We start from the raw sequence: 26,541 nt of genomic DNA on the forward strand, positions 1-26,541 counted from the left end.
TCCGGCCACCAAGAAAAACAACAGGTGAAACTATGCCAAGCGATCATTCCGGTAATGTGCCGGCAGGCTCTTCTGTCGACTTCGAAAAAGTCGGTTCGGACTATTTCCAGCAACGTGAACTGAAAAAAGGCGCAGCCGGCTGGGTGCTGTTGGTTGGCCTCGGGGTCGCCTATGTGATCTCCGGCGACTACGCCGGGTGGAACTTCGGCCTGGCCCAAGGCGGCTGGGGCGGCATGTTCCTCGCCACCCTGCTGATGGCCACCATGTACCTGTGCATGTGCTTCTCGTTGGCCGAGCTGTCGTCGATGATCCCCACTGCAGGCGGCGGTTACGGCTTTGCCCGCAGCGCCTTTGGCCCATGGGGCGGTTTTCTTACCGGCACGGCCATCCTCATCGAATATGCCATTGCCCCGGCGGCCATCGCCGTGTTCATCGGCGCCTATTGTGAGTCACTGTTCGGCATCGGCGGCTGGGTCATCTACCTGGCGTTCTACATCGTATTCATCGGCATCCACATCTTCGGCGTCGGCGAAGCGCTGAAGCTGATGTTCATCATCACCGCCATTGCCGCCATTGCCTTGGGCGTGTTCCTGGTGAGCATGGTGCCCCATTTTGATGCAGCCAACCTGTTCGACATCGCCAAGACCGACGCCGCCGGCGCCAGCAGTTTCCTGCCGTTCGGCTATGTCGGCGTGTGGGCCGCAATCCCATACGCCATCTGGTTCTTCCTCGCCGTCGAAGGCGTGCCGCTGGCCGCCGAAGAAACCAAAAACCCGAAACGCGACCTGCCCCGCGGCCTGATCGGCGCGATGCTGGTGCTGCTGGCCTTCGCCCTGCTGATTCTGGTGATCGGCCCTGGCGCGGCGGGCTCCGAAGCGCTCAAGGCCTCCGGTAACCCACTGGTCGAGGCACTGTCCAAAGCCTATGGCGGCTCCACCTGGATGGGCAGCTTCGTCAACCTGGTCGGCCTGGCTGGCCTGATTGCCAGCTTCTTCTCGATCATCTATGCCTACTCGCGGCAGATCTTCGCGCTGTCCCGCGCCGGCTACCTGCCGCGCAAACTCTCCGAGACCAACAAAAGCAAGGCGCCGGTCCTGGCCCTGATCATCCCCGGCCTCATCGGTTTCGGGCTGTCGCTGACCGGCCAGGGCGACCTGCTGATTCTGGTCGCGGTGTTCGGCGCCACGCTGTCCTACGTGCTGATGATGGCTGCACACATCACCCTGCGCATCCGCCGTCCGAAAATGGAACGCCCGTATCGCACTCCGGGCGGCGTCTTCACTTCGGGCGTAGCCCTGGTACTGGCGTGCATCGCCGTGGTGGCGGGCTTCCTGGTCGACCCGCGGGTTGTGATTGGCGCCGCGGTGATCTATGGAGTATTAATTGCCTACTTTGCGTTCTACAGCCGCCACCACCTGGTAGCGGGCACACCGGAAGAGGAATTCGCCGCGATCCAGAAGGCCGAAGAGGCCTTGCACTGATCGCCGACACCCGCCGCGGGCCAGCCCCGCGGCGCTCTGGAGAATCTGTATGGCAAGTTTCGTACACACGGTAGGCCACCTGGTCTACCGCTTCGACAGCCTCAAGGACGTGATGGCCAAGGCCAGCCCCGCGCGTTCTGGGGATTTCCTGGCCGGTGTCGCCGCCAGCAACGACGGTGAGCGGGTCGCCGCACAGATGGCCTTGGCCAACATCCCGCTGACGCACTTTTTGACCGAGGCGCTGATCCCCTATGAAGAGGACGAGGTCACCCGCCTGATCATCGACACTCACGACGCCCAGGCCTTCGCACCGGTCAGCCACCTCACTGTGGGCGGCCTGCGCGACTGGCTGCTCAGCGAAGATGCCGACGAAGACAGCCTGCGCGCGCTGGCGCCGGGCCTGACACCGGAAATGGCGGCGGCGGTGTCGAAGATCATGCGCGTCCAGGACCTGATCCTGGTGGCGCAGAAGATCCGCGTGGTTACCCGTTTCCGCGGCACCATGGGCCTGCGCGGGCGCCTGTCGACCCGCCTGCAACCCAACCACCCGACCGACGAACCCGCCGGCATCGCCGCCAGCATCCTCGACGGCCTGCTGTACGGCAACGGCGACGCCATGATCGGCATCAACCCGGCCACCGACAGCATCGCCTCGATCTGTGCCCTGCTGGAAATGCTCGATGCAATCATCCAGCGCTACGACATCCCCACCCAGGCCTGCGTGCTGACCCACGTCACCACCTCAATCGAAGCGATCAACCGTGGCGTGCCGCTGGACCTGGTGTTCCAGTCGATCGCCGGCACCGAAGCCGCCAACGCAGGCTTTGGCATCAACCTCAACGTGCTGCAGGAGGGTTACGAAGCGGGCCTGTCGCTCAAGCGCGGCACCCTTGGGCAAAACCTCATGTATTTCGAGACCGGCCAGGGCAGTGCCCTGTCGGCCAACGCCCACCACGGCGTCGACCAGCAGACCTGCGAAACCCGTGCCTACGCCGTGGCCCGGCACTTCAAGCCGTTTCTGGTCAATACCGTGGTCGGTTTCATCGGCCCGGAGTACCTGTACAACGGCAAGCAGATCATCCGCGCCGGCCTCGAAGACCACTTTTGCGGCAAGCTGCTGGGCGTGCCGATGGGTTGCGACATCTGCTACACCAACCACGCCGAAGCCGACCAGGACGACATGGACACCTTGCTGACCTTGCTGGGTGTGGCCGGGATCAACTTCATCATGGGCATCCCCGGCTCCGACGACATCATGCTCAACTACCAGACCACGTCGTTCCATGACGCGCTGTATGCGCGCCAGACCCTGGGCCTGAAGCCCGGCCCCGAATTTGAAGCATGGCTGGCGCGCACCGGCATCTTTACCCAGGCCGATGGCCGGGTGCGCTTTGGTGACAACCTGCCGCCGGCGTTCCGCCAGGCGTTGGCACAGCTTGCATAGGGATGACCATGGACCCTCGCACCGTAACCCCCGACAACCCCTGGCTGGCCCTGCGTACCCTGACCCCGGCGCGTATCGCCCTGGGCCGCACCGGGACCAGCCTGCCGACCGGCGCACAACTGGACTTCCAGTTCGCACATGCCCAGGCCCGTGATGCCGTGCACCTGCCCTTCGACCATGCCGGGCTGACCGCCCAGCTCAGTGACCGCGGGCGCGAAAGCCTGGTGTTGCACAGCGCCGCCCACGACCGCGACCAATACCTGCAGCGCCCGGACCTGGGCCGACGGCTGAACGAAGACTCGATCGAAACCCTGCGCCAGCATGCCCAAGCCAACCCGGGCGGTGTCGACCTGGCCATCGTCATCGCTGACGGCCTCTCGGCCCTCGCCGTGCACCGCCATACCCTGCCGTTTCTGACCCGTTTCGAGGAACAGGCCGCTGCCGACGGCTGGACCAGCGCCCCGGTGGTGCTGGTGGAACAGGGCCGCGTGGCCGTGGCCGATGAGGTTGGCGAGTTACTGGGCGCACGGATGACCGTGATGCTGATCGGCGAGCGCCCGGGGTTGAGCTCGCCCGACAGCCTCGGCCTGTATTTCACCTACGCGCCGCGGGTCGGCCTGACTGACGCCTACCGCAACTGCATCTCCAACGTGCGCCTTGAGGGCTTGAGCTATGGCATGGCGGCCCACCGCTTGCTGTATCTGATGCGTGAAGCGTGTCGCCGGCAGCTTTCCGGGGTGAATCTGAAGGACGAAGCCGAGGTCCATAGCCTGGAGAGCGATACCCCCGCCAGCCAAAATGGAAACTTTCTGCTCGGAAAAGGGTAAAAATCATGTCACGGAAGGCGGATTGCGCTTCTCGCACGCATTAGGCAGCATGCTGTTGAGAGCGGCTGGCAATCCGCTGTTTCCCCAAATGGATCCTGAGGGCCGCACATGCGTATCATCAAGGCAACCCTGGAACACCTCGACCTGCTGACCCCCCTGTTCGTCAAATACCGCGAGTTCTATGGGCAATTACCCTACCCGGACAGCTCACGCAGCTTTCTGGAAAAGCGCCTGAAGCGGGACGAGTCGGTGATTTACCTGGCACTGGCGGATGACGATGCCAACAAGTTGCTCGGTTTCTGCCAGCTGTATCCAAGCTTTTCGTCGCTGTCGCTCAAACGCGTGTGGATTCTCAATGACATCTATGTGGCCGAAGACTCGCGACGCATGCTGGTGGCCGACCACCTGATGCGCGAGGCCAAGAAGATGGCTAAAGAGACCAATGCCGTGCGGATGCGGGTGTCGACCAGCGCCAACAATGAGGCAGCGCAAAAGACCTACGAGTCCATCGGCTTTCGCAAGGACACCGAGTTCGAGAGCTACATCCTGCCAATCCATCAGGATTGACCTGCGCAGGCCTTATCACCTGTACCTGTAGGCGCAGCACAAGGCTGCTCCTACAAGGATCGCGCATGGCCAGAGGTATGGGTGGGCCTGCCGAGTGAAGTCGGTACAGGCAGCATGAATCTTCCCCTTCCGTAACCCGCCGCTACAAACTCCCCGGGCATGATCCTCACTTCGCCGTATAATGCCCCACTTGTCATGTGTGAAAATTTACCCATCCCCTGGTAACCGAGCCTACGCCCCAGAACACAGGTGCTGTACATGGATTTCAACCCGCTGGACCTTATCCTGCATCTCGATGCCTACCTCGATCTGCTGGTCACCAATTACGGTCCCTGGATCTACGCCATCCTGTTCACCGTGATCTTCTGCGAAACCGGCCTGGTGGTGATGCCGTTCCTGCCAGGTGATTCGCTGCTGTTCATCGCCGGCGCCGTGGCGGCCGGTGGCGGCATGGACCCAGTCCTGCTGGCGGGCCTGCTGATGGCGGCGGCGATCCTGGGCGACAGTACCAACTACGTGATTGGCCGAACGGCCGGCGAGCGGTTGTTCAACAACCCCAATTCGAAGATCTTCCGCCGCGACTACCTGCAGCGCACCCACGAATTCTATGAACGCCATGGTGGCAAGACCGTGACCCTGGCGCGCTTCCTGCCGATTCTGCGTACCTTCGCGCCGTTCGTCGCCGGTATTGCCCACATGCACTACCCGCGTTTCCTGGGCTTCAGTGTCGCCGGTTCGTTGCTGTGGGTCGGAGGCCTGGTGACGCTGGGCTACTTCTTCGGCAATGTACCGTTCATCAAGCAGCACCTGTCGCTGATGGTGGTCGGTATCATCTTCCTGTCGCTGGTGCCGATGGTGCTCGGCCTGCTGCGCGGTCGCCTGGGCCGTGCTGCCAAGGCTCACTGACCCCAGCCATGTGGTCTTTCAGCGCCTGGCGGCGTCGGCGCACCCTGAAGCGCTACCCAATCACAACCGAGCAATGGCAGGCGGTTCGCCAACACCTGCCGTTGCTCGACGGTATCAGCGATGAAGAAGATCGCTGGTTGCGTGAAGCCTGCATCCTGTTTTTGCTTGAAAAGCACCTGACCACCCTGCCCGGTGTCGAGCTAAGCGATGAGCAGCGCCTGTTCCTCGCAGCCCAGGCGCAGCTGCCACTGCTGCACCTGGGTGACCTGAACTGGTACCAGGGTTTCCACGAAATCATCCTCTACCCCGACGACTTCAAAAGCCCTCAGCGCCACCGCGATGCCAGTGGTGTGGAGCATGTGTGGGACGGCGAACACAGCGGTGAAGCCTGGCAACAGGGGCCGGTTATCCTGGCCTGGAACGGGGTGCTGGCCAGTGGTGGTTGGGAGGCCTATAACCTGGTCATCCATGAGTTGGCGCACAAGCTCGACATGCTCAATGGCGACGCCAACGGCCTGCCGCCGCTGCACAGTGGCATGCCCGTGGATGAGTGGGCGACGGCCATGCAACAGGCCTATGACGACCTCAACCGCCAGCTGGACCTGAACCCCGACGCTGAAACCGCCATCGACCCCTACGCGGCAGAAAACCCTGCAGAATTCTTCGCCGTCACCAGCGAATACTTCTTCAGCGCCCCCGACCTGTTGCAGCAGGCGTATCCGCAGGTTTACCAGCAACTGTCGCTGTTCTACCGCCAAGACCCACTGGCGCGCTTGAGCCAGTTGCAGGCCCAACACCCCGATTACCGCGAAGGCCACGCCTGACGCGGCCGCACATCAGGCCAGGCGTGGCATGCCCATGCGGAATGTGCCTATAATCGCCGCCACTTTTTGGTCAACTACGGGGGCACTGCCCAATGAGCTACAGCAAGATTCCGGCGGGCAAAGACCTGCCGAACGACATCTACGTCGCCATCGAGATCCCGGCCAACCACGCGCCGATCAAATACGAGATCGACAAGGACAGCGACACCCTGTTCGTCGACCGTTTCATGGCTACCCCGATGTTCTACCCAGCCAACTATGGCTTCATCCCGAACACCCTGGCCGACGACGGTGATCCGCTCGACGTGCTGGTCGTGACTCCATACCCAGTTGCCCCAGGCTCGGTCATCCGTGCCCGCCCGGTTGGCATCCTGAACATGACCGACGACGGCGGCGGCGACGCCAAAGTCATCGCTGTGCCGCACGACAAGCTGTCGCAGCTGTATGTCGACGTCAAGGAATACACCGACCTGCCAGCCCTGCTGATCCAGCAGATCGAGCACTTCTTCGCGAACTACAAAGATCTCGAGAAGGGCAAGTGGGTCAAGATCGAAGGCTGGGACGGCGCCGACGCCGCCCGTGCTGCGATCACCAAGTCGGTCGCTGCCTACAAAGGCTGATACCGATTGCTGAAAAACCCCGCCTCGGCGGGGTTTTTTATGCGCGAGGGAACACCCTTCCAGTAAAAATTCCTACATCGCCCTACTCCAACGCCCTACAACCAAGCACCTTTCGCACAAGCCGCATCAACATCCGGTTCATATGCCAGCTGGCACCCGGCCGCTACACTCGCGGCCATGAACACATCCGGTGACCGCCTCAAAGCCCTGCTGCACGAATGTGGCTTGACCCCTTCCGATTTCGCTGCCCAACGCAGCGTCACACCCCAGCACGTCAACAACTGGTTCAGACGGGGTGTTCCGTTGGCTCGCCTCGATGAAATGGCCGACTTGTTCTGCGTGCATCGCCGTTGGCTGCGCAGCGGCGAAGGCCCCAAGCACCCTAACCCGATCTTGCGCAGCGGCCCGCCACGGCCACCGCACACCAACCCGCCCACCCCGCTGTCAGCACACAGCGGCCGGCTGCTGCAGGTGCCGTTTTACGCACTGCAGCACGGCCTGCTTGTCCCCGTGGCCAACCATCACCTGCGCCTGCCTACCACGGCGTTAAAGGCACTGGGCGTTGCTGCGCAAAATGCCATCTGCCTGGCCATGCCTGCCGCCAACATGGCTCCGCTGATTCCGCTGGAGGCCACCTTGGCGGTAGACCTGAGCATGACCGAAGTCATGGAGGGCGAGACCTATGCCTTGCTGCACAACGGTACCCTGAGGGTGAACAACCTCAGCCTCGGCCCGCACGGCACCCTGTACCTACACAGCCATGACCGGCGCAACTACGCCGTCGAGCGCTACACCCGCGCCCAGCGCCAGGCCCAAGGCCTGGAGATTCTCGGCTGGGTCTTCCACTGGTCGCACTTCCGCCGCCATCGCCCCAGCTGAAACACCCTGTGCCATTTTTTGCTGGGCATCCTGCGCAAGCCCTTGTATGCTACGCGGCACATTTAGCCCCGACCGGCGCAAGCCGCGGTCCAGAGGGCTCGGCGACACCCCACACGGGCGTTGACCATCTCTATCAGGTCCTTGTGACCACACAGTTAAGGCGGTTGCGGCTTACCATAAATTAGTCGGAAGCGTCCCCGAGAAGCCGGCCACAAGCCGGCTTTTTAATGCCTGCTTGAAAGCCATCCCCTACTAAAACCGGTTTAGCAAGACCACTCAAAGGCGATGGCAAACCCGCCGTGCCACCGCCCTCACCTACCTTCAAAACCTAGTCACCACCCCCATCCGTACCGTCCGCCCAGGAGCCGGCATGAAGCTCTGCGCCAGCGGGTCCAGGTAATAGCGATCGGTCAGGTTCTGCAGCGAAACATTCACCTCGGTGTTCTCAAGCAGCGTGTACTTGAGGAACAGATCGAACAGCGCCACCGAGCGGTACTCGATCTGCGGCGTGGTAGCGCCGGACTGCCAGGGCTTGTCGAGGGTACTGGTAGGCCCGGAGGTGTAGGTCACGCGCCCGCCTACCGTCAATGCTTCGTCGAAGAAACGCAGGCCAGTGGTCAGGTTGGCGGAGAACCGTGGTGGGTTCTGGGTGTTGGTGTAGGAGCCCATGTAGCTGCCCGGTGTGCAGTTTGGCGTGTCTTGGGTCTTCTGGTACGGGTTGGCGGTGGCGCGCAGTTTGCCGGCAAAGTCCGCGTCGCAGGTCTCGGTCTTGAGGTAGTAGGTGGCCGAGAGGTCGGCGAACACACGGCCGGTATCGTAGTTTGACTGTAGTTCAAGGCCGCGGGTGCTGAAGCTGTCGGTGTTGCTGAAGCTCATCTGGCCCCACAGGCCAGGGCTCGGGTCGTAATAGCGGGTGATGTAGTGCTTGATCTTGTTGTCGAAGAAGGCCAGCTTGATCGCGGCTGAGTCGTGATCGGTAAAGAGGTTGTCGCGCAAGGCGCTGACGCCGATTTCCCAGCTCTGCGAGCGCTCGGGCTTGAGGCTTTTGCCGGGGCTGACTTGCTGGGTGCCCTGGCTGGTCTCGAACAGTGACGGCAGGCGCAGGCCTTGGGTGTAGGTGACATAGAAGTACGTGTCGGGCATCAGCTCGACATTGATGCCAAATGCCGGCGAAAAGCCGCCACCGCTGCTGCTGCCCTGCGGGGTATGGTCGTAGCCTGTGACCACGCTGCTGATGCTTTCGGGGCTGACCTGAACGCTGGTCGCGCCGAAGTCATTGAAGCGCACACCGTTGAACGGCTCGTTGCTGTTGCTGAAGACGATGCCGTTGTTCAGCCGGGGGTCGGTGGCGTCGGTGTACTGGCCGTTCTGGTCGGGGAACCAGGTCATGCTGCCCCAGCCCTTGGGGCCACTCGCCGAGATGTAGCGCACGTCGCGATCCTCACGGCGGGCGGTGGCCAACACGGTATTGTCTTTGGTGCGGAAGTGGCTGTAACGGCCCCCGCCCCACAGGGTCAATTGCTCGATCGGCTGGTACTCGAGCTTGCCGTTGAAGCTGAATTCCTGCCGCGAAGCATCACGCAGGGTGCGGTTGGCATCGACGTCGTGCTGGGTGATCAGCACGCTTTTCTGCGGTTGCAGGTCTTCCAGCTGGAACGCACCGCCCAGGTCAAGCTTGAAATCGCCATGGGCCGTTTCGAACCTGGAGATGTTGTTCAGGTCGCCGCCGATACGGCGGTTGTCCTGGCGTGTCCAACTGCGGTCAGAACGAAACAACTGGGAAACCGGCGCCGTCCATGCCGAACTCAACGAGCTGGTCTTGGCGTCGGTCATCCACAGGTTACTGGTCAGGTCGACCCACGGGTTGCCGGCGGGCAGGTAGTGGTAGCGTGCGGTATAGGTATCGATCTTCACCTCGCCCAAGGGGTACTGATAAATACCGGCGGTACCGAAGCGGTAGATGTCAGAGGGCATGATCTCGGCAGTGCGCCCGTCGTAGCGGCGGTAGCCCAGGTCCAGGGTGTGATCGTCGGTTATCCGCCAAGTCGCCTTGAGCAGGTACGAGTCGGTTTTCGATGAGGCGTTGAGCACTTCCTCGCCCGCGTTGTAGGTCATCGCCACGCTGGGCTGCTCACTGCCGTAATCGTTGTAGAGGCGGTAGCGGTCCTGGCCTTTCTTGCCGGCGAAGTAGTTGCCTTGGTTGCGGTGCGCGTAGGCCGCCACCACATCCAGCTGTTCGGTGGTAAAGGCAAACGCGGCGCTGCCCGATTTGGCTTCAGAGCCGAACAGGCTGCCGCGGTTGTCGCGCGGAGGCGCCGACAGGCTTTCATCCTTGGAACTGGAACTGCGATGGGCGGGGGCTACGCCGTTGTCCCAGAGGTCGCCCTTGAGGCGCACGCCAACCTGGTTGCCGTCGACCAGAATGTCCTGCACGCCGATCGTCTGCATTTCCACCGTGCCGCCAATCGCTCCGGATTTGGTTGACGGCCCTTTGTTCACGGTCAGGCTGCTGATCAGGTCGGGGTCGATGTAGCTGCGTTGCTGCGTGCCGCCATAACCGCGATAGACATCCAGGGCCTGCTCCGAGCCATCGACCTTCACCGCTACCCGGCTCTGCCCCTGGATACCGCGAATGTTGACGTCCAGGGCGCCGCCGTTGCGGGTGTCACCGACTTGCACACCCGGCACACCGTTGAGCAGGTCGCCCACGGAGACCCGGCCGAAGCGGTCGAGCTGTTCGCTGCTCAGGTGCACCGATGAGCGTGGGGCCCGGTAAGTATCCGCCTGAGGCCCCTGTGCGGCAGCGTCGACCATCGTCGGCGATAACTCTGCTGCGGCACGCGTTGCAGCGCCCTGCGCCATCAGCACGTAGCTGCCGGTTGAGCTCGCCACCAGCTGCAGCCCGGTATTGGCCAGCAACCGCTGGATGCCCTCACTGACGGTGTACCGCCCCTTCAGGGCCGGCGCCGTGCGCCCGCGGGTCAGGTCAGGATCATAAGACACCAGCAGCCCGGATTGGCTGGTGAAACTTCCCAGCGCTGCGCCCAGCGGGCCTTTGGCAATGTTGTAGTCACGCGGCGTGGCATCGTCCAGGCGGGTCGCGGCGACCGCAGCCGTGCCGGTGCCCTGGGCCAGGGCCAGGCTGCTGTTCAGCAAGCCGGCGCCACAGCAACTGATCATCGTGCAACGCAGGGCGAAGGTGATGGGCGACAGGCAAAGTCGAGGGCGTGGAGCAGGTGAAGGACAACGTACTGGGAGCATGCTTTTCTCGCTCGTAGGGTGTGCGCCCACCACTGGCTGCGGGCTGTTACCTCCTCTGTCGCACGAGATCGAAAAAAGGATATGCGTGCAGGGCCACCGGCTGAATTTGCCGGTTCGGCCTTGTGATCTGAGCAATTCTAGTGATAATGGTTTTCATTTGCGACAGTCTTGTACCGACTCAACTCACGATGAATGCGCCCTTCTCCCCGCCGAACAGTACCGAGCCGTGCAGCGTCGAGACGTTGTACATCGAGAATCACGCCTGGTTACGCAACTGGCTCGCCTATCGGCTGAGGTCGTGGGGACGCGGGGTGGCCGATGACCTGGCGCATGACATTTTCCTGCGGGTGCTTACCAGCCGGGAGGGTGCGCGGGTCGAACCGATCCGTCAGCCACGCGCCTACCTAACCCGCATCGCCAATTGTGTGCTGGTCAGCTGGCGGCGCCGGCAGTCGCTGGAGCGTGCCTGGCTCGAGGCGTTGCTGCTGCTGCCAGAACCCGAGCACCCTTCGCCTGAACTGCAAAGCGTGATCCTCGAGACCCTGCACGAGATCGACACGCTGCTGGATACGCTACGCCCCCGCGTGAGGCAGGCGTTTCTGATGGCAACGTTGGACGGCATGAAGCAGAAAGACATTGCCGTGGCCCTGAACATCGCGCTGCCGACGGTCAAGAAGTACATCCACGAGGCCTACCTGGCCTGTCTGACGCAGATGCCCGATGAATAACCGCACGGCCCCGCTTGACGATGCCATCCCCCAACAGGTGCTTGCCCAAGCGGCCTCCTGGCTGATGCTGATGCAGGAAGCGCCGCTGCTGCCAGCGCAACAGCGCGAATTGGAGCGCTGGCGGCGTGCCAGTGCTGAGCATGAACGGGCGTGGCAAAGGGCACAGCGCCTGCTAACACGCCTGGGCAGCCTGCCTCCAACGCTGGCCAAGCAGACCTTGGATCGCCCGACAGGCAGGCGTGCTGTGCTGCGCGGGCTGCTTCTGCTGATCGGTGCCGCACCGCTCAGCTGGTGGGCATGGCGCTCAGGCATTGGCAACGATTACCAGACGTCTGTGGGTGAACGCCAACACGCACGGCTCGCCGACGGCACACAGATCACCCTCAATAGCGACAGCGCCGTGGACGTGCTTTTCAACAGCGCGCAACGCTTGCTGCACCTGCGCCGTGGCGAGGTGTACATCGCGACCGCTGCCGACCCACGCCCGCTCATGGCACAGACCCAGCAAGGCCAACTGCGCGCGTTGGGTACGCGATTCAGCGTGCGCCAGCTGGCCGATGAAACCTTGCTAGCGGTGTACGAAGGCGCCGTACAGGTTCGCCCAGAACACGCCAGCGTGGCCCCTGGCGAAAACATCATCCGTGCTGGCCAGCAAGTCCGTTTCAGCCGCGAGCGCATGGGGCTCATCGAGGAGGCTCGGGAGACCACCCTGGCGTGGCGCAACGGCTTGCTGGTGGCCGACGACATGCCAGTACGGCTGTGGGCGCATGAGTTGATGCGCTACACCGACCAACAACTTGAGTGCGACCCCGTGCTGGGTGAGCTGCGAGTGTCTGGCACATTCCCCATCGATGACTTGCCGCTGGCCTTGGCCATGCTGGCACAGACCTACACGCTGCAGGTTCGACACACCGGCAGGCAGGTATTCATTAGCCGTTGATCAACACCAACGACCGAGCGAGATTCCCCGATGAGCAAAATGCCCCTGTACCTGGCCATGGCACTGGCCCTCGCTGCACCGGCAGCCCTGGCGCAACCAGTGCGCGATCAGAAAATGGACACGTCGCTGCTGCAGCGCCAGAACCTGGCCTATCGCTTCAGCCAGCATGACCTGGATTCAGCCGATGGCCAGCGCCATTACCGTCTATGGATCGGCCAGCCGAATCGCCCGGCGCCCGCGGCGGGCTACCCGGTGTTGTGGATGCTCGACGGCAACGCCGCGCTGGGTGCCCTGGACAGTGAACAACTGGGCAAGCTTGCCGCAGGCCAAGCCCCGTTGCTGGTCGCCGTGGGCTACCAGACCGACCAACGCATCGAACGTGCCGGGCGAACGTATGACTACACCCCCGCACTGCCTGGGCAAGCGGAACAGCGCGACCCGCTGACGGGCCAGCCCAGCGGTGGCGTGGAGGCGTTCTTCGACCTGCTGAGCCAGCGCATGCGGCCGATGGTCGCCGCTGTAGCGCCGATCGACCTGCAACGGCAAACACTGTGGGGGCATTCCTATGGTGGCCTGGCGGTGCTGCATGCACTGTTCACCCGGCCGGCCGAGTTCAGCGACTACGCGGCGGCCAGCCCATCGTTGTGGTGGCATGACGGGGCGATTGTGCGGGAAGCCCAGGGGCTGCAGCAGCGCTTGGGTGGCGGCCGCCCTAAGCTGTTGCTGATGCGCGGTGGCGATGAGTCGTCGAACCCGCGTGCAGCGGTGAAGGGCGACGCGGAGCGGCCGGCGCGGGAGCTGGTGGCGGACCTGGCCAAGGTGCCTGGGTTGCAGGTGCGCTTCGAGCGGTTCGACGGGTTGGGGCATGGGCCGATGTTGCCGGCCTCGCTGAAAAGCGTAATTGAAGGAATGTCTCGGTAAACCTGCGCGGGCCTCTTCGCGGGGCAAGCCCGCTCCCACAGGTTTACCCCTCCAGTCCTGAGGGCAGTGCAGATTATGTGGGAGCGGGCTTGCCCCGCGAAGAGGCCGGCCCGGTCACCCCAAGTGCACATCCGGCATCACGGCCAGGTGCTTGAAGATGAACGGCAATTTGGCCGTGTTCAGCAACTGCTGGCGCGCTTCGTCTTCGATCGGCACGCCGTCGGTCCACAACTTGATCGGCTTGCCGCCGGCGACCTGGAGAATGTCCATGCTGTCGATTCCGAATAGAACATGCCTGCCATGATACCGCCGATGCTCGCCTAAGGTCTTAGCCAGGCGGGTTGCCAGCAGGGTGGCTCTGTGGGGTATGCTTGCCGGGTCTTCAGGGCGGGGTGTAAGTCCCCACCGGCGGTAAATCGAAAGATGAGCCCGCGAGCGCCCCGGCCATGCCGGGGGTCAGCAGATCTGGTGAGACTCCAGAGCCGACGGTCATAGTCCGGATGAAAGAAGGCGTCAGGCAGGGGCCATTCGGGCGCCCCTGCGCGCGCGTTTTGTTCGCCCCGAGACGTTCATCGATCATTTACGAGGAGCGTTTCATGTCCCCTATGCTGCAAAAGCAATACCCCAACATTTCTGCCGCCATCGCTGCCTTCCAGGCCGGGCGCCCCGTACTGCTGCTGGACGACGATGACCGCGAGGACGAAGCGGACATCATTGCCGCCGCCGAAAACATCTCGTTGCAAACTATGGCCATGATGATTCGTGACTGCAGCGGCATCGTTTGCCTGTGCCTGGACGAAGCGACCGTGGACGCCCTGCAACTGGCGCCGATGGTGCAGAACAATCAGGCGCGCCATGGCACCGGGTTCACCGTCACCATCGAGGCGGCGGACGGCATCACCACCGGCGTTTCGGCGCAAGACCGTGTCACCACCATCGCTGCGGCGCTCAGCTCGACCGCCGAGCAACGGCATATCGTCAGCCCTGGGCATGTGTTCCCGCTGCGCGCGCGCAATGGTGGTGTGCTGATCCGCCGTGGCCATACCGAAGGTTCGGTCGACCTGGCGCGCCTGGCCGGGCTGCGGCCGGCAGCGGTGCTGTGCGAGTTGATGAACCCCGACGGCAGCATGGCGCGTGGGGAGCAGGTGGCGGTGTATGCGCGGCAGTACAATTTGCCGGTGCTGACCATTGAAGAGTTGGCGCGGTACCGCGAGGCGATGGTGGAGCGCGAAGCGGCTACGGCTTGATGGCTTTCAGACGCTTGGCTTAAGGAAGATGGCGGCGCGCACATCGAGCGCCGCCCGCGCGGCGCTTCGCAGCACAAGGCTGCTCCTACATTTTTTCGGGCCAATCATTCCTGCGGCAAACGCGCGTGACCACCTTTATCACAGGCGTGATTGGCCCGAACCCGATGCACTCCCCCACACAAGTTTGCTCCCCCTGCCCCGCTCTGCTAGTGTCGCGCCGTTCAGAACGCCACCGAGACAGTCGCCATGGCCCGCAAAAAAGCCTCCCTCGATTTCGAGCAATCCCTCGCAGACCTGCAAGCCCTGGTCGAGCGCCTGGAGAACGGCGAGTTGTCGCTGGAAGATTCGCTGGCCGCCTTCGAGCAAGGCATCGCCCTGACCCGCGATTGCCAGGGCGCACTGGCCCAGGCTGAGCAGAAAGTGCAAATCCTTCTGGAACGCGACGGTGAGCTGGCAGCCCAGCCCTTCGACGCGGAGCCAGAAGCATGATCAGCACCTACCAGGCCAACTGCCAGGCCCGCGTCGACGCCGCCCTAGAACCGCTGTTTCAAGCGCCTACCAAAGAACTCGAGCGCCTCTACGCCGCCATGCGCTACAGCGTAATGAACGGCGGCAAGCGTGTACGCCCGCTGCTCGCCTACGCGGCCTGCGAAGCCCTGGGTGCACCAGCCGAACAGGCCAACGGTGCAGCGTGCGCGGTCGAACTGATCCACGCGTATTCGCTGGTGCATGACGACCTGCCGGCGATGGACGACGACGACCTGCGTCGCGGCCAACCGACCACCCACAAAGCCTTCGACGAAGCCTGCGCCATCCTCGCCGGTGACGGCCTGCAGAGCCTGGCCTTCAGCGCCCTGCTCGACCCACGCCTGAGCCCACAGTCCGACGCCCTTCGCCTGGCCATGGTCCAGGCCCTGGCCAAGGCTGCCGGCCCGGCGGGCATGGTGGGTGGCCAGGCCATCGACCTGGGCTCGGTGGGCATCAAGCTGGACCAGCAGGCGCTGGAATTCATGCACCGGCACAAGACCGGCGCGCTGATCGAAGCCAGCGTGCGCCTGGGCGCCCTGGCCAGCGCCCGCGCCGAGCCGGCGCAACTGGATGCCTTGCAGACCTACGCTCAGGCCATTGGCCTGGCGTTTCAGGTGCAGGACGACATCCTCGATGTAGAAAGTGACACCGCCACCCTTGGCAAACGCCAGGGTGCCGACATCGCCCGAGACAAACCGACCTACCCGGCCCTGCTTGGCCTGGAGGCCGCCAAGGCCTATGCAATCGAACTGCGCGACCAGGCGCTGGCCGCATTGCAAGGGTTTGGTGAAACTGCCGAGCCGCTGCGGGCGCTGGCGCGCTACATCGTCGAACGCCGCAACTGATTCAACGGGGCCGCCAGGCGGCCCATCGCCGGCAAGCCGGCTCCCACAGCAAAACGGTGAACGTGTGGGAGCTGGCTTGCCGGCGATGGGCTGCAAAGCAGCCCCGTGCTACCCCCTCTCAATGGGCACTTTTCCCACAATGGGGTAAACTGCCGCGTCTTCACACCTATAACGACTCGCCTGATGCCCACGACGTTTCAAGAGATCCCCCGCGAACGCCCGGTCACGCCGTTGCTCGACCGCGCTGACACGCCTGCCGGCCTGCGCCGGCTGGCCGAAGCCGACCTGGAGACCCTGGCCGACGAGTTGCGCCAGGAACTGCTCTACACCGTGGGACAGACCGGTGGGCATTTTGGCGCCGGCCTGGGCGTGATCGAGCTGACGATCGCCCTGCACTACGTCTTCGACACCCCGGACGACCGGCTGGTGTGGGACGTCGGCCACCAGGCCTACCCGCACAAGATCCTCACCGGCCGCCGCCAGCGCATGCTCAGCCTGCGCCAGAAGGACGGCATCGCCGCCTTCCCGCGCCGTAGCGAGAGCGAGTACGACACCTTTGGCGTCGGCCACTCCAGCACCTCGATCAGTGCAGCGCTGGGCATGGCCATCGCCGCCCGCCTGCAGAACAGCGCACGCAAGTCGATCGCGGTGATCGGCGACGGTGCCCTGACCGCCGGTATGGCCTTCGAGGCGTTGAACCACGCCCAGGAAGTCAACGCCGACATGTTGGTGATCCTCAACGACAACGACATGTCGATTTCGCGCAATGTCGGCGGCCTGTCCAATTACCTGGCCAAGATTCTCTCCAGCCGCACCTACGCGAGCATGCGCGAGGGCAGCAAGAAGGTGCTTTCGCGCCTGCCAGGCGCGTGGGAAATCGCCCGTCGCACCGAGGAATATGCCAAAGGCATGCTGGTCCCCGGCACCCTGTTCGAAGAGCTGGGCTGGAACTACATCGGCCCGATCGACGGCCACGACCTGCCGACCATGATCGCCACCCTGCGCAACATGCGTGACCTCAAGGGCCCGCAGTTCCTGCACGTGGTGACCAAGAAGGGCAAAGGCTTCGCCCCGGCCGAGGTCGACCCGATCGGCTACCACGCCATCACCAAGCTCGAGCCCGCCGACAAGCCCGCCGCGCCGAAAAAACCCAGCGGGCCCAAGTACTCCGCCGTGTTCGGCCAGTGGCTGTGCGACATGGCCGCCAGCGACAATCGCCTGGTTGGCATTACCCCGGCGATGAAGGAAGGCTCCGACCTGGTCGAGTTCAGCGAACGCTACCCGGAGCGCTACTTCGACGTGGCGATTGCCGAGCAGCACGCGGTCACCCTGGCCGCGGGCATGGCCTGCGAAGGCAGCAAGCCGGTGGTAGCGATCTATTCGACGTTCCTGCAGCGCGCCTATGACCAGCTGATCCACGACGTAGCGGTACAGAACCTCGATGTGCTGTTCGCCATCGACCGCGCCGGCCTGGTGGGTGAAGACGGCCCGACCCACGCCGGCAGCTACGACTTGTCGTACCTGCGCTGCATCCCCGGCATGCTGGTGATGACCCCGAGCGACGAGAACGAACTGCGCAAGATGCTCACCACCGGCCACCTGTACAACGGCCCGGCGGCAGTGCGCTACCCGCGCGGCACCGGCCCCAACGCACCGATCAGTGGTGACCTTACGCCCCTGGAAATCGGCAAGGGCGTTATCCGGCGCCAAGGTGAAAAAGTCGCCCTGCTGGTATTTGGTGTGCAACTGACCGAAGCCTTGCAAGTTGCCGAGCAGATCAACGCCACGGTGGTCGACATGCGCTTCGTCAAGCCACTGGACGAGGCACTGGTACTCGAATTGGCGGGCAGCCATGAGCTGCTGGTGACTATCGAAGAAAACGCCATCATGGGCGGCGCAGGGGCTGCTGTGGGTGAGTTCCTGGCTAGCCAGGCCCTGGTCAAGCCACTGCTGCACTTGGGCTTGCCGGACATTTATGTCGAGCATGCCAAGCCTGCGCAGATGCTGGCTGAGTGCGGGCTGGATGCTGCTGGCATCGAGGCTTCGGTTACAGCACGTATGGCCAAGCTCGGCTTGTAACCTTTGGGGCCGCTTTGCGGCCCTTTCGCGACACAAGGCCGCTCCTACAGGATTGCGCTGGCCCTGTAGGAGCGGCCTTGCGTCGCGATCGAGGGCGCAGCCCTCGCAACATGGTAATGCCCATGAAAATCCCGAGCTTCACCGCCACCCTCCTGTGCCTACCGCTGCCGCTTCTAGCCGCTGAACGCGACGATGCCCTGAAACTCCCCGATGTGCTGATCAGCGCCAACCGCCAAGTCGAGTCGCGCACCGCCACCAGCGCCGCCAACACCGTCTTCACCCGCACCGACATCGACCGCCTGCAACCCACCAGCGTCACCGACCTGCTGGCCCGCGTCCCCGGCGTGCAAGTCGCTCCCACGGGTGGTCGCGGCAGCCTGCCCGGTATCTTCATCCGCGGCACCAAGGCAGCGCAAAGCCTGGTACTGGTCGATGGCGTGCGCATCGCCAACGCCACCTCCGGCGACAGCGGCCTGCAATTTCTCGACGTCGACCAGATCGAGCGTGTCGAAGTACTGCGCGGCTCCCGCTCGGCGATCTACGGCAGCGACGCCATTGGCGGCGTGATTCAGATCTTCACCCGGCGCAGCAGCGGCCCTGGCCTGCAACCGCGCCTGCGCCTGGCCGCCGGCAGCAACCAGACCTTCCAACGCAGCCTGGGCCTGGCCGGTGGCAACGGCGCCACCCGCTTCAACCTGGGCGCCAGCCTGGACGAAACTGCCGGCATCGACGCCACCGGCCCGTCCTTTGCCAGCGATGGGGATCACGATGCGTACCGCAACAGATCATTCAACCTGAGCCTCAGCCACACCTTCGGCGAACGCTTCGAGGCCGGCCTCAACCTGCTCGACAGCCATGGGCGCAGTGAATACGACAACCCGTTCGGTGGCTTCAACCCGGTCACCTTTGAAAGCTTCGGGCAAAAGCCCTATACCGATTTCAGCGTCAGCAGCCTGGGCACCTACTTCGATGCCCAGCTCAACGACAGCTGGCATTCGCGCCTGGAACTTGCCCACAGCGAAAACCGTGACGACAAGCGCGACAAGCTCAGCGATGAGCGCTTCGTGTTCAACACCTACCGTGATCAACTCACCTGGCAAAACGACCTGGCCTTGAATGACCAGCACACGCTGCTGATCGGCGGGGACTGGTACGAAGACCGCGTGCACGGCAGCACTGACTTCACCGAAGACAGCCGCTGGAACCGGGCGGCCTTCGTTCAACATCGGTACCGGGGAGAGCGGTTTTCCACCGAGCTGGGCGTGCGCCGCGACCAGAACCAGCAGTTCGGTGGCCAGACCACCTGGAGCGGTAGCCTTACCGTACCCGTGAACGCGTCCAACGATGTGCTGCTGTCCTACAGCGAAGGCTTCAGAGCCCCGACGTTCAACGACCTGTATTACCCAGAATTCAGCAACCCAGACCTGAGCCCAGAGCACTCCAAAAGCTACGAACTGCAATGGCGCAGCCAGCTCACCTCGGACAGCCGCCTGGAGACGTCGCTGTACCGCACCGACCTGCGCGACGCGATCATCTTTGGCCAGGACGCGATCCCGCGCAACGTCGCCTCGGCGCGCATCAACGGCGTAGAGCTGTCCCTCGACCAGCAATGGGGCGCATGGCGCAGCCAGCTCGGCCTGGCGCTGATCGACCCGCGCGACCGCGACAGTGGCCATACCCTCGCCCGCCGCGCTCGCCGTACCGTTAGCCTTGACCTGGACCGCGCATTTGGGCGGTTCAGCGTGGGCGGAAGCTGGCAAGCCGTCAGCGCCAGCTACGATGACGAAGCCAACCGCAACCGGCTCGCCGGCTTTGGCCTACTCGGCCTGCGCGGTAGCTGGGCGGCAACGGGTGAACTGAAACTGGAAGCGAAGCTGGACAACTTGCTGGACCACACCCACAGCCGCGCCCTGTACAGCTATGAAGGCGCCAGCCACAGCTACCGCGAAGAAGGCCGCACCGTGCTGTTCAGCGTCACCTGGACGCCGGCGCTTTAGCTTCGAGCAACGCGCACAAGCGGGCGGTGGCCTCGATCATCTGCCCACTGGGCCGTTCGAGCCCTTTGTCGGGCACGACCAGCAAGCGCTCATCGGCCACCGCGCGCAGGCGCGGCCAAGCCCTCCAGCTGTCCAACTGCGCCTGATCACCCGCCAGAATCACCTGCGGGTCTTGCAGCAGTACAGACTCCACGCTCACCTGAGGGGCTGGCTGGTTGAGGTCGGCGAACACATTACGCGCGCCGCACACCGCCAGCGCGTCGCTGACCACCTGCCTGCCACCCAAGGTGTACAAGGGCTGATCCCAGACTTGGTAGAACACGCGCAGCGGCTGCTCACGGCGATACTGTTGGCGCAGGTGCCGCAGCCTGTCACGCAGGGCCTGGGCGTATTGCTGGCCCTGCTCTTCGCGGCCGACGCGCTGGGCGATGGCCTCGATTTGATCGATCAACTGGTCGATACCGTGGGGTTCGGCGCTGAAGGTGGCGATGCCCAGGCGCTTGAGCTGATCACGCTGTGCTGGCGCCACACTGCCGGGCCAGAGCAGCAACAAGTCAGGCTGCAAGCTGAGCAGACGCTCCATGTTCAGTTGGCCTTGGCGGCCGACCGAAGGCACCTCACGCAATGCTGGCGGGCGATCACCACCGTCGAGCACGCCGACCAACAGGTCATCGGCGTGCAGCTCAAGCATGATTTCGGTCATCGAAGGTGCCAGGCTGACCACCCGTAGCGGCTCGCCGCCGCTGGCGCTGCAGGCGCACAGCGCCAGTAGCCAGAGAAGGCTGCGCATCAGCCCAGCTGACGTGGGATGCGGTACAGGTAGAGCACCACCACGGTGGACAGCACCAAAAGGATTTGCGGTACGGCCTCCAGCCCCACCAGCACCGACAGCGCGGCAACCCAGGCGGGGAAGCAGGCATACAGCATGGCGATGCGCCGCACCCGCGCCAGGGTGATCCAGGCTGCCGGCTCTTCGGTGCTGCCGAGCACCTTGGAGGTCGCGATCAGCGCACGCTTGTAGGCACCGAAGCGCGGCAGGCTAAGGAACATGGTCGCCGCACCCGCGATGAACAGTGGCATGGCCAGCACCGGGATCAACGCATCACCGCCACCAAACGCCCAGGCCATCACTGGCAGCGGCACCAGGCCCATCGCCAGGTATTGCCACCAGGCCAGTGCCAGGCGCCGCTTTACCTCGGCGCGGGTCACGCCTGAGGCACCTCGCCCTGGTGTTCGTTGCCCAGCATATGGCCGAGCTTGCCGGCTTTGGTCGCCAGGTAGTAGCGGTTGTGCGGGTTATGGCCGGTGTGCAGCGGCACGCGTTCGGCGACGACGATGTTCATGTCGGTCAGTGCCTTGACCTTGCGCGGGTTGTTGGTCATCAGGCGCAGGGATTTCACCCCCAAGTGTTCGAGCATCGGCAGGCAGATGGCGTAGTCACGCTGGTCGGCAGCAAAGCCCAGGCGCTCGTTGGCTTCGACGGTGTCGGCACCACCGTCCTGCAGCTCGTAGGCGCGGATCTTGTTCAACAGGCCGATGCCACGGCCTTCCTGGCGCAGGTACAACAGCACACCACGGCCTTCACGTGCGATGGCCTGCAGGGCGGCTTCCAGTTGCGAACCGCAGTCGCAGCGCTGGCTGAACAGGGCATCGCCGGTCAGGCACTCGGAGTGCAGGCGCCCCAACACCGGTTCACCGTCAGCGATATCACCCAGGCTGAGCACCACGTGCTCACGGCCGGTGGCTTCTTCGAGGAAGCCGTGCATGGTGAAAGTCGCGAACGGGGTCGGGAGTTTAGAGGCGGCAACAAAGACGACGGGCACGTTGTGCTCCTGAAATAAGTAGTAAATTTCTCGTGGGGCGATTGTATCAGCAGGTCGGCGCCAGTGCGCTGGCTGAATACCGCGGTTTAAGATCGAAAAGTTCGATGCTTATTTTTCCGCCCCCCCTGTAGGAGCAGCCTTGTGCTGCGAAGAGGCCCGCTGGAGTACCACCGATCGTTGCGCTTGTCACCAGCCCCTTCGCAGCACAAGGCTGCTCCTACAGCGGCTTGCTGTCGGCAGTGAAGGGATACGGTTGCTTCCAGTGTTCGAAAATCGGCTTCAATTCACCGCTGCGCACCAGCTCGGCCATACGCTTGTCGAACAGTTCCCGCAGTGCCTTGGCCTCACCGTTATTGGCGAACGCCAGGTACAACGGCAGTTCGGCGACGTGGCTTTTACGAAAGCGTGCAGGCTCCGACGCCTGGCCAAGCACGTAGTCGACCTCGGTCAGCGCATCGATGTAGAAGTCCACACGGTCGTGCTCGAGCATCGGCAAAATGCCTTCACGGCGTTGAATCTCGCGGTAGTCATGGGCATTGGGCAAGTAGCTGGCGTAGTCGTAGCCACGCACCCAAGCCAGGCGATACTGGCCAACCGTGCTCGGCGTAGGCGCCGGCTTGCTGGCAAGCCCCAAGGCATAGATGTGGTCCATATCGAAGTGCCAGCGCGGGTAGAGATTATCCTTGCTCTCGCCCTTGTAGGAGCCTACCCAGGCATCAGCTTCGCCCCGCTTTACCAGCCCCACTGCACGGCTGTAGGGCGCGCTCTGCGTAACGACCTTGACCCCGGCCGGCTCGAACACCTTGCGCAGCACATCCCAGGCAACCCCGGTACCGTTGGCGTTGGTGTAGTCGAGCCACTCTTCGCTAACCAGATGGACCTGCTTCGGCACACTTTCGGCCGCCCCCACCCAGGGAGCACAACCCAGCAGCATTGCCAACAGCACCGTCCTTATGGCCATTCACGCGCTCCCTGCCTCAGGCAACCGCCCACACCAGAACTTGCATGCCCAACCAAGCGAACACGCCGGCCAGGATATCGTCGAGCATGATCCCGACCCCGCCATGCACATGGCGGTCGATCCAGCGAATCGGCCACGGCTTGAGGATGTCGAAGAAACGGAACATCAGGAACCCTGCCAGCAACCATTGCCAGCCTTCTGGCACCAGCCAGAGGGTGATCCACATGCCGACCATCTCGTCCCAAACAATGCCTTCATGATCGTGAACGCGCAAGTCATTGGCGACCTTGCCGCACAGCCAGAAGCCAAACAGCATGGTAATGCCCAGCAGCAACCAGTAGCCCCAATCCGGCAGCATCTGCCACAGCGGAATGAAGGGGATGGCCACCAGCGAACCCCAGGTGCCCGGCGCCTTGGGCAAAGTGCCGGAACCGAAGCCGAAGGCGATGAAGTGCCAGGGGTTGCGCCAGACCGAGGGCGGAACGAACTCCGCAGGCACCTGATTGGGGTGATCGGTCACGGTGTCTCCCTAAAATGTTGATAGCCGCGTTGCCGCGGGGTGATGTCCTGGCCCTGCCCGTCCCGCAGGCTAACGCCCTGGCCTTCGAGCACTCGCCCGATGACATGGAACGTCGCCAGGCCTTGGGCCTGCAGGGATGAAAGCTGAGCCGGCGGCAAGGTGAACGCCAGCACATAGTCGTCACCCCCGGTCAAGGCAGCCTGCACGGCAGCCTCCTGACCGAGAAAGCCCTGCAAAGCGGATGACACCGGCACCTGGTCCAGGTTCACCTCGAGCGCCACGCGGGACGCGTTGGCGATATGCCCGCAGTCGGCCAGCAGGCCGTCGGAAATATCCAGTGCGGCCGTAGCACGCCCGCGCAACAGTTGCCCCAAGGTGAATTGCGGCGAGGGCGACCAGTAGTGGTCGAGCAACGGCTGGGCAAGGGCAGCATCGGCCTGGCGCTCGCCCAGGACCAGCGGCAAGGCGCCCGCAGCGTTGCCCAGTTCACCGCCCACACACAGCAGGTCACCCGGGCGGGCACCGCCACGGCGCAACGCCTGCCCGGCCGGCACGCGGCCGAACACGGTCAGGGTGATGCTCAAGGGGCCACGGGTCGTATCACCGCCAATCAGACTCAACTGGCACTGCCGGGCCATACGATCGAGGCCGTCAGCATAGGCTTGCAGCCAGTCGGCGCTGACCTCGGGCAGGGTCAGGGCAAGGGTGAAGCCGATGGGGGTAGCGCCCATCGCCGCCAGGTCACTGGCCGCCACGGCCAGCGAGCGCTGGCCGAGCAGCAGAGGGTCGCAGACCGCGGGGAAATGCACGCCGGCCACCAGGGTGTCGGTGGACACCGCCAGTTGCTCGCCAACAGGCACATCCAGCAGCGCGCAGTCATCACCGATGCCCAGGGCCACGCCTTCACCGCCTTGCGCACAGGGCGCGGCGGCAAAGAAATGGCTGATCAGCTCGAACTCACCCATGGTCCGCCAGCGCCGGGATCAGCGCTTGTTCGCCTTGACTTCCGCTTCGCGCAGCGAAGGGGCGAGCTTGTCCAGCACGCCGTTGACGAACTTGTGGCCGTCGGTGGCACCGAAGACCTTGGCCAGCTCGACACCTTCGTTGATCACAACACGGTACGGCACATCGGCGCGCATCATCAGTTCCCAGGTGGACAACCGCAGCACAGCCAGTTCAACCGGGTCGAGCTCTTCCAGCGCGAGCGCCAGGCAAGGCTTCAGGGCCGCGTCGATCTCGTCCTTCTTGGTCGGAACCCCATGCAGGATTTCGCGGAAGTAGGCGCCATCGACATCGGTGAAATCGTTATCGACCCGGAACTGCGCTTCGATCTCGTTCACCGACTGACGCGCCATGTGCCACTGGTACAGCGCCTGAGTCGCGAGCTTGCGGGCTTCGCGGCGCTTGGCGCTCTTCGAGGGCTTGCCGGCATCCGCAGGTTTTGGATCGCGCGGGTTGAAACGATCGCTTTCGTCGCTAATCACTTGGCCTCCAACTGCGCCAGCAGACTGACCATTTCCAGAGCGGACAGGGCAGCTTCAGCACCTTTGTTGCCGGCTTTGGTGCCGGAACGCTCGATGGCCTGCTCGATGGAGTCGACGGTCAGAACGCCGAAGGCCACCGGAACACCGAACTCCATGGACACCTGGGCCAGGCCCTTGGTGCATTCGCCCGCCACGTATTCGAAGTGCGGGGTACCACCGCGGATCACGGCGCCCAGGGCGATGATCGCGTCGTACGCGCCTTGCTGGGCGACCTTCTGTGCCACCAGCGGGATTTCGAACGCGCCCGGGGCACGGATGATGGTGATGTCGCTTTCGCTGACACCGTGGCGTACCAGGGCATCAACGGCACCGCTTACCAGGCTTTCTACGACGAAGCTGTTGAAGCGGCCAACCACCAAAGCATAGCGACCTTTGGGGGCGATGAAGGTACCTTCGATGGTCTTCAGGGTCATTCCGATGTTCTCATCTTCAAGAGCGAGGCCGCTCGCTGGCGGCCTCGGGAGGGTTTGGACTCGAGCGTGAGGGCGCGCGCGCCGTCTCAAGTCACTCGGAGGGCACGTATTCTACAACTTCCAGATCGAATCCGGATATCGCATTGAACTTCATCGGCGAACTCATCAGGCGCATCTTGCGCACACCGAGGTCGCGCAGGATCTGCGAACCGGCGCCGACGGTGCTGTAGGTGGTCGGTGCCTTGGTCGGTGCATCACCCGCGCTTTCGCGGATGTGCGCCAGCAGCACGTCGCCGTCCAGCGGGTGGCCCAGCAGCAGCACCACGCCGCTGCCGGCCTCGGCCACGGCAGCCATGGCCGCGCGCAGGCTCCAGCGGCCCGGCTGCTTGACCAGCAGCAGGTCGCGCAGCGGGTCCATGTTGTGCACGCGTACCAGGGTCGGCTCTTCAGCGCAGATTTTGCCCAGGGTCAGGGCCATGTGCACGTCGCCTTCCACCGCGTCGCGGTAGGTGACCAGGTTGAACTCGCCCAATTCGCTTTCGACCGGCTGCTCGGAAACGCGCTGCACGGTACGTTCGTGGATCATGCGGTAGTGGATCAGGTCGGCGATGGTGCCGATCTTCAGGCCATGCTCGGCGGCGAACACTTCAAGCTCGGCACGGCGCGACATAGTGCCGTCATCGTTCATCACTTCGCAGATCACGCCGCTCGGCTCGAAGCCTGCCATGCGCGCCAGGTCGCAGGCGGCTTCGGTGTGGCCGGCACGGGCCAGGGTGCCGCCGGGCTGGGCCATCAGCGGGAAGATGTGGCCCGGGCTGACGATGTCTTCGGCCTTGGCGTCCTTGGCCGCGGCCGCTTGCACGGTACGCGCGCGGTCGGCAGCGGAAATACCGGTGGTGACGCCTTCGGCGGCTTCGATCGACACGGTGAACTTGGTGCCGAAGCCGGACCCGTTGCGCGGCGCCATCAGCGGCAGCTTCAGCGTTTCGCAGCGCTCACGGGTCATCGGCATGCAGATCAAGCCGCGGGCGTGCTTGGCCATGAAGTTGATGTGCTCAGGCAGGCAGCACTCGGCTGCCATGATGATGTCGCCTTCGTTTTCGCGGTCTTCGTCATCCATGAGGATGACCATTTTGCCCTGGCGGATGTCTTCGACCAGTTCTTCGATGCTGTTGAGCGCCACTCG

The 26,541-nt window shown here is 63.7% G+C and carries 26 protein-coding genes, 1 pseudogene and 1 riboswitch; of the genes and pseudogenes, 16 read left to right on the forward strand and 11 right to left on the reverse strand.

Translation table 11 applies throughout. The features are described 5' to 3' along the window. Positions 1–32 precede the first annotated feature (32 nt). The 8 genes from eat to HU750_RS20920 all read left to right on the forward strand — a co-directional run bounded on the left by eat (position 33) and on the right by HU750_RS20920 (position 7,548). Complete coding sequence (gene eat, locus HU750_RS20885) at positions 33–1,481, forward strand: ethanolamine permease (RefSeq protein ID WP_099428234.1); 1,449 nt, start codon at positions 33–35, stop codon at positions 1,479–1,481. Between the two features lie 49 nt (positions 1,482–1,530). Then, a complete protein-coding gene (locus tag HU750_RS20890) occupies positions 1,531–2,925 on the forward strand; it encodes an ethanolamine ammonia-lyase subunit EutB (protein ID WP_186682133.1) in 1,395 nt (464 codons plus the stop codon). An 8-nt stretch (positions 2,926–2,933) separates the two neighbouring features. Continuing rightward, complete coding sequence (gene eutC, locus HU750_RS20895; protein ID WP_186682135.1) at positions 2,934–3,752, forward strand: ethanolamine ammonia-lyase subunit EutC; 819 nt, start codon at positions 2,934–2,936, stop codon at positions 3,750–3,752. 108 nt (positions 3,753–3,860) lie between these two features. Further along, on the forward strand, positions 3,861–4,319 hold the full coding sequence (locus HU750_RS20900) for a GNAT family N-acetyltransferase (RefSeq protein ID WP_027594931.1): 459 nt from the start codon (positions 3,861–3,863) through the stop codon (positions 4,317–4,319). Between the two features lie 258 nt (positions 4,320–4,577). Next, entirely contained in the window at positions 4,578–5,225 is a 648-nt protein-coding gene (locus tag HU750_RS20905) for a DedA family protein (protein ID WP_027594930.1), read from the forward strand. Positions 5,226–5,233: 8 nt separating this feature from the next. Further along, complete coding sequence (locus HU750_RS20910) at positions 5,234–6,049, forward strand: M90 family metallopeptidase (RefSeq protein WP_186682137.1); 816 nt, start codon at positions 5,234–5,236, stop codon at positions 6,047–6,049. Positions 6,050–6,141: 92 nt separating this feature from the next. After that, positions 6,142–6,669 (forward strand): inorganic diphosphatase, encoded by a 528-nt coding sequence (ppa, locus tag HU750_RS20915; protein ID WP_016497835.1) that lies wholly within the window; start codon positions 6,142–6,144, stop codon positions 6,667–6,669. A gap of 177 nt (positions 6,670–6,846) precedes the next feature. Then, entirely contained in the window at positions 6,847–7,548 is a 702-nt protein-coding gene (locus HU750_RS20920) for a LexA family transcriptional regulator (RefSeq protein WP_186682139.1), read from the forward strand. A 321-nt stretch (positions 7,549–7,869) separates the two neighbouring features. On the opposite strand, the gene HU750_RS20925 is transcribed toward HU750_RS20920, so the two are convergent. Next, positions 7,870–10,809: a TonB-dependent receptor gene (locus tag HU750_RS20925; RefSeq protein ID WP_238348927.1), complete on the reverse strand. Its 2,940-nt coding sequence runs from the start codon at positions 10,807–10,809 to the stop codon at positions 7,870–7,872. A 188-nt stretch (positions 10,810–10,997) separates the two neighbouring features. On the opposite strand from HU750_RS20925, the gene HU750_RS20930 reads away from it, so the two are divergent. From HU750_RS20930 to HU750_RS20940, 3 genes are read left to right on the forward strand one after another with little or no spacing between them, the layout of a single operon-like run. Beyond that, positions 10,998–11,537 (forward strand): sigma-70 family RNA polymerase sigma factor, encoded by a 540-nt coding sequence (locus tag HU750_RS20930; RefSeq protein ID WP_186682141.1) that lies wholly within the window; start codon positions 10,998–11,000, stop codon positions 11,535–11,537. Next, the gene (locus tag HU750_RS20935) at positions 11,530–12,477 is read left to right on the forward strand and encodes a FecR domain-containing protein (RefSeq protein WP_186682143.1); all 948 of its coding nucleotides are present in this window, start codon (positions 11,530–11,532) and stop codon (positions 12,475–12,477) included. The genes HU750_RS20930 and HU750_RS20935 overlap by 8 nt, the downstream gene beginning before the upstream one ends. Before the next feature lie 30 nt (positions 12,478–12,507). Next, positions 12,508–13,398, forward strand: coding sequence for an alpha/beta hydrolase (locus HU750_RS20940; RefSeq protein WP_186682145.1), 891 nt, complete (start codon positions 12,508–12,510; stop codon positions 13,396–13,398). Between the two features lie 117 nt (positions 13,399–13,515). Here HU750_RS20940 and HU750_RS20945 read toward each other — a convergent pair. Continuing rightward, positions 13,516–13,677 (reverse strand): annotated as a pseudogene (locus tag HU750_RS20945) (RtcB family protein); the annotation flags it as partial. Between the two features lie 95 nt (positions 13,678–13,772). Further along, positions 13,773–13,914, forward strand: a riboswitch (FMN riboswitch). Between the two features lie 80 nt (positions 13,915–13,994). On the opposite strand from HU750_RS20945, the gene ribB reads away from it, so the two are divergent. From ribB to HU750_RS20970, 5 genes are all read left to right on the forward strand, one after another. Continuing rightward, positions 13,995–14,645 carry a 3,4-dihydroxy-2-butanone-4-phosphate synthase gene (ribB, locus tag HU750_RS20950; RefSeq protein WP_186682147.1) on the forward strand — a complete coding sequence of 217 codons (651 nt, stop codon included), beginning with the start codon at positions 13,995–13,997 and terminating at the stop codon, positions 14,643–14,645. Positions 14,646–14,891: 246 nt separating this feature from the next. Beyond that, positions 14,892–15,134: an exodeoxyribonuclease VII small subunit gene (locus tag HU750_RS20955; protein WP_027594918.1), complete on the forward strand. Its 243-nt coding sequence runs from the start codon at positions 14,892–14,894 to the stop codon at positions 15,132–15,134. Beyond that, the gene (ispA, locus tag HU750_RS20960; protein WP_027594917.1) at positions 15,131–16,018 is read left to right on the forward strand and encodes a (2E,6E)-farnesyl diphosphate synthase; all 888 of its coding nucleotides are present in this window, start codon (positions 15,131–15,133) and stop codon (positions 16,016–16,018) included. Before HU750_RS20955 ends, ispA begins: the two co-directional genes overlap by 4 nt. A gap of 183 nt (positions 16,019–16,201) precedes the next feature. After that, on the forward strand, positions 16,202–18,097 hold the full coding sequence (dxs, locus tag HU750_RS20965; protein WP_027594916.1) for a 1-deoxy-D-xylulose-5-phosphate synthase: 1,896 nt from the start codon (positions 16,202–16,204) through the stop codon (positions 18,095–18,097). A 122-nt stretch (positions 18,098–18,219) separates the two neighbouring features. Then, on the forward strand, positions 18,220–20,094 hold the full coding sequence (locus tag HU750_RS20970; RefSeq protein ID WP_186682149.1) for a TonB-dependent receptor domain-containing protein: 1,875 nt from the start codon (positions 18,220–18,222) through the stop codon (positions 20,092–20,094). Here HU750_RS20970 and HU750_RS20975 read toward each other — a convergent pair. The 9 genes from HU750_RS20975 to ribBA all read right to left on the reverse strand — a co-directional run bounded on the left by HU750_RS20975 (position 20,072) and on the right by ribBA (position 26,538). Continuing rightward, a complete protein-coding gene (locus tag HU750_RS20975) occupies positions 20,072–20,884 on the reverse strand; it encodes a cobalamin-binding protein (RefSeq protein WP_186682151.1) in 813 nt (270 codons plus the stop codon). The two genes, HU750_RS20970 and HU750_RS20975, sit on opposite strands and share 23 nt — an antisense overlap. After that, positions 20,884–21,303 (reverse strand): MFS transporter, encoded by a 420-nt coding sequence (locus tag HU750_RS20980; RefSeq protein WP_099452770.1) that lies wholly within the window; start codon positions 21,301–21,303, stop codon positions 20,884–20,886. Before HU750_RS20980 ends, HU750_RS20975 begins: the two co-directional genes overlap by 1 nt. Beyond that, positions 21,300–21,917: a GTP cyclohydrolase II gene (gene ribA, locus HU750_RS20985; protein ID WP_027594912.1), complete on the reverse strand. Its 618-nt coding sequence runs from the start codon at positions 21,915–21,917 to the stop codon at positions 21,300–21,302. Before ribA ends, HU750_RS20980 begins: the two co-directional genes overlap by 4 nt. A gap of 217 nt (positions 21,918–22,134) precedes the next feature. Continuing rightward, complete coding sequence (locus HU750_RS20990; protein WP_186682153.1) at positions 22,135–22,878, reverse strand: substrate-binding periplasmic protein; 744 nt, start codon at positions 22,876–22,878, stop codon at positions 22,135–22,137. Between the two features lie 16 nt (positions 22,879–22,894). Continuing rightward, positions 22,895–23,398 carry a phosphatidylglycerophosphatase A family protein gene (locus HU750_RS20995; RefSeq protein WP_027594910.1) on the reverse strand — a complete coding sequence of 168 codons (504 nt, stop codon included), beginning with the start codon at positions 23,396–23,398 and terminating at the stop codon, positions 22,895–22,897. Further along, positions 23,395–24,363 (reverse strand): thiamine-phosphate kinase, encoded by a 969-nt coding sequence (thiL, locus tag HU750_RS21000; protein WP_186682155.1) that lies wholly within the window; start codon positions 24,361–24,363, stop codon positions 23,395–23,397. Before thiL ends, HU750_RS20995 begins: the two co-directional genes overlap by 4 nt. A gap of 18 nt (positions 24,364–24,381) precedes the next feature. Then, complete coding sequence (gene nusB / locus HU750_RS21005; RefSeq protein ID WP_099428217.1) at positions 24,382–24,882, reverse strand: transcription antitermination factor NusB; 501 nt, start codon at positions 24,880–24,882, stop codon at positions 24,382–24,384. Then, positions 24,879–25,355: a 6,7-dimethyl-8-ribityllumazine synthase gene (ribH, locus tag HU750_RS21010; protein ID WP_003255395.1), complete on the reverse strand. Its 477-nt coding sequence runs from the start codon at positions 25,353–25,355 to the stop codon at positions 24,879–24,881. Before ribH ends, nusB begins: the two co-directional genes overlap by 4 nt. Before the next feature lie 91 nt (positions 25,356–25,446). Then, positions 25,447–26,538, reverse strand: a complete 1,092-nt coding sequence (gene ribBA / locus HU750_RS21015) for a bifunctional 3,4-dihydroxy-2-butanone-4-phosphate synthase/GTP cyclohydrolase II (RefSeq protein ID WP_012270288.1) — start codon at positions 26,536–26,538, stop codon at positions 25,447–25,449. Positions 26,539–26,541: the final 3 nt, after the last annotated feature.

Source organism: Pseudomonas sp. SWRI50, from assembly GCF_014269095.1.
GTDB lineage: Bacteria > Pseudomonadota > Gammaproteobacteria > Pseudomonadales > Pseudomonadaceae > Aquipseudomonas > Aquipseudomonas kermanshahensis.

Excerpts from the sequence above, each read along its gene's own strand:
- HU750_RS20970 (WP_186682149.1), top strand. The coding sequence starts at position 18,220 with ATGAAAATCCCGAGCTTCACCGCCACCCTCCTGTGCCTACCGCTGCCG.
- ribB (WP_186682147.1), top strand. The coding sequence starts at position 13,995 with ATGTCCCCTATGCTGCAAAAGCAATACCCCAACATTTCTGCCGCCATC.
- HU750_RS20930 (WP_186682141.1), top strand. The coding sequence starts at position 10,998 with ATGAATGCGCCCTTCTCCCCGCCGAACAGTACCGAGCCGTGCAGCGTC.
- HU750_RS20955 (WP_027594918.1), top strand. The coding sequence starts at position 14,892 with ATGGCCCGCAAAAAAGCCTCCCTCGATTTCGAGCAATCCCTCGCAGAC.
- HU750_RS20905 (WP_027594930.1), top strand. The coding sequence starts at position 4,578 with ATGGATTTCAACCCGCTGGACCTTATCCTGCATCTCGATGCCTACCTC.
- ispA (WP_027594917.1), top strand. The coding sequence starts at position 15,131 with ATGATCAGCACCTACCAGGCCAACTGCCAGGCCCGCGTCGACGCCGCC.
- HU750_RS20935 (WP_186682143.1), top strand. The coding sequence starts at position 11,530 with ATGAATAACCGCACGGCCCCGCTTGACGATGCCATCCCCCAACAGGTG.
- eutC (WP_186682135.1), top strand. The coding sequence starts at position 2,934 with ATGGACCCTCGCACCGTAACCCCCGACAACCCCTGGCTGGCCCTGCGT.
- HU750_RS20890 (WP_186682133.1), top strand. The coding sequence starts at position 1,531 with ATGGCAAGTTTCGTACACACGGTAGGCCACCTGGTCTACCGCTTCGAC.
- HU750_RS20910 (WP_186682137.1), top strand. The coding sequence starts at position 5,234 with ATGTGGTCTTTCAGCGCCTGGCGGCGTCGGCGCACCCTGAAGCGCTAC.
- ribH (WP_003255395.1), bottom strand. The coding sequence starts at position 25,355 with ATGACCCTGAAGACCATCGAAGGTACCTTCATCGCCCCCAAAGGTCGC.
- HU750_RS20990 (WP_186682153.1), bottom strand. The coding sequence starts at position 22,878 with ATGGCCATAAGGACGGTGCTGTTGGCAATGCTGCTGGGTTGTGCTCCC.
- HU750_RS20900 (WP_027594931.1), top strand. The coding sequence starts at position 3,861 with ATGCGTATCATCAAGGCAACCCTGGAACACCTCGACCTGCTGACCCCC.
- thiL (WP_186682155.1), bottom strand. The coding sequence starts at position 24,363 with ATGGGTGAGTTCGAGCTGATCAGCCATTTCTTTGCCGCCGCGCCCTGT.
- dxs (WP_027594916.1), top strand. The coding sequence starts at position 16,202 with ATGCCCACGACGTTTCAAGAGATCCCCCGCGAACGCCCGGTCACGCCG.
- ppa (WP_016497835.1), top strand. The coding sequence starts at position 6,142 with ATGAGCTACAGCAAGATTCCGGCGGGCAAAGACCTGCCGAACGACATC.
- HU750_RS20920 (WP_186682139.1), top strand. The coding sequence starts at position 6,847 with ATGAACACATCCGGTGACCGCCTCAAAGCCCTGCTGCACGAATGTGGC.
- HU750_RS20925 (WP_238348927.1), bottom strand. The coding sequence starts at position 10,809 with ATGCTCCCAGTACGTTGTCCTTCACCTGCTCCACGCCCTCGACTTTGC.
- HU750_RS20975 (WP_186682151.1), bottom strand. The coding sequence starts at position 20,884 with ATGCGCAGCCTTCTCTGGCTACTGGCGCTGTGCGCCTGCAGCGCCAGC.
- HU750_RS20940 (WP_186682145.1), top strand. The coding sequence starts at position 12,508 with ATGAGCAAAATGCCCCTGTACCTGGCCATGGCACTGGCCCTCGCTGCA.
- eat (WP_099428234.1), top strand. The coding sequence starts at position 33 with ATGCCAAGCGATCATTCCGGTAATGTGCCGGCAGGCTCTTCTGTCGAC.